The 1,584-nt window shown below is 73.4% G+C and carries 2 protein-coding genes and 1 pseudogene; all 3 read right to left on the bottom strand.

Annotated features, from left to right (window positions below; all coding sequences use genetic code 11):
* Positions 1–291: pseudogene (locus ACM2XV_RS15120) on the bottom strand (hypothetical protein); the annotation flags it as partial.
* The gene (locus ACM2XV_RS15115) at positions 288–1,328 is read right to left on the bottom strand and encodes an AAA family ATPase (RefSeq protein ID WP_487027534.1); all 1,041 of its coding nucleotides are present in this window, start codon (positions 1,326–1,328) and stop codon (positions 288–290) included. The pseudogene ACM2XV_RS15120 and the gene ACM2XV_RS15115, both read right to left, overlap by 4 nt.
* A gap of 10 nt (positions 1,329–1,338) precedes the next feature.
* The coding region (locus ACM2XV_RS15110) for a hypothetical protein (RefSeq protein WP_487027533.1) at positions 1,339–1,584 on the bottom strand (246 nt) is incomplete at its 5' end.

The raw sequence follows: 1,584 nt of genomic DNA, 5'->3' as shown, positions 1-1,584 counted from the left end.
CCGCACGCGGTAACCCAGGGTGTGCTCGCGCGCGGCGCGATCGGCGGTGAGCTCGTAGTGCACGGGAGCCGCAGCGGCGGCATCCGTCGCCTGCTCCCCCGCCATCGCGCGCGGCCGGCGATCCCAGGCCCACGCCGCGAGCGCAAGCAGCGGCAGGCCCATCACGACGACATCGGGATTCCCCGAGACGATGCCCGCGGCGGCGGTGAGGAATCCGACCACGATCGCGCCCGTCTGCGCGATCGTGAGCCTCCAGCGCGGCTGGGGTGCGCCGGGCCGCGGCGTGCTCATGCCCGGGAGCCGACCCCGCCGGCGTCGCCGACCCCGACGGCGGGCGGCCCCGCGACCACGTTCACGAGTTCGGTGACGACGTCGCGCGGGTTGACCCCGGTGGCCCACGCCTGGGCCGTGAGCGAGAGCCGGTGCGCGAGCACGGGGATGGCGACCGCCTTGACGTCGTCGGGCGTCACGTAGTCACGGCCGGCGATGACTGCGCGGGCGCGGGCGACGAGCATCAGCCCCTGCGACCCGCGCGGTGAGGCGCCGACCTGCACCGAGGGGTGCGTGCGCGTCGCGACGGCGAGGTCGACGCAGTAGCCCGCGATGTCGGGGTCGACGTGCACCGCCTCGACCCCTGCCTGCATGGCGGCGAGCGTCTCTGCCGTGACCACCGGCTCGACGTTCGCGACCTCGTGCCGGCGCTCGACGCGCGCGAGCAGCACCTGCCGCTCACCATCGCGCCCCGGGTACCCGACCGCGAGCCGCACCATGAAGCGGTCGAGCTGCGCCTCGGGCAGCTGGTAGGTGCCCTCGAACTCGATCGGGTTGCTCGTCGCAACGACGTGGAACGGCTTCGGCAGCGGGAAGCTGCGCCCTTCGACGGTGACCTGCCCCTCGGCCATCGCCTCGAGCAGCGCCGACTGCGTCTTCGGCGAGGTGCGGTTGATCTCATCGGCCAGGAACAGTCCGGTGAAGACGGGGCCCTCGCGGAAGACGAACTCGCCCGTGCTCGGCTGGTAGACGTAGGACCCCGTGATGTCGGAGGGCAGCAGGTCGGGAGTGCACTGCAGCCGACGGAAGCGCAAGCCAAGCGCCGAGGCGATGCTGCGTGCGGCGAGCGTCTTGCCGAGACCCGGCACGTCCTCGAAGAGCACGTGGCCGCCCGCCAGAATCGTCGCGAGCGCGGCTATGAGCGGCTCGCGCATGCCGACGACGACGCTGCCGACCCGGTCGAGCACCTCGTTCGCGAGCCGCGAGATCTCGGCGATCGGCAGAGCGTCGGCGGGCGCCCCCGCGCCTCGGGCGTCGGCCATCGGTGCGTCGGTCATGTCGGCTCCTTCATCGGGGCGAGGCGGCGCCCGGCAGCTCGACCCGATCGAGGGCGTCGAGCGTCGCCAGCAGCGCTGCCTGGCTGGGCATGTTCGACACGTTACTGTGCAGCGTCGCGTATGCGCGCGCACCGATCAGGCCTTCGACCCGCGAGCGATCGGATGCCGCGTCGAGGTCGAGGCCTCGCTGCGCCAGACGCCCGCGGGCGATGCCGCGAACCCGCTCGAGCGCGCGCGGCTGCACGCGCCCCTTGAG

It is taken from the genome of Gryllotalpicola sp. CP2-P1, from assembly GCF_057512245.1.
The sequence above is the reverse complement of the archived record's forward strand: the minus strand, read 5'-3'. Positions and strand labels throughout refer to the sequence as shown.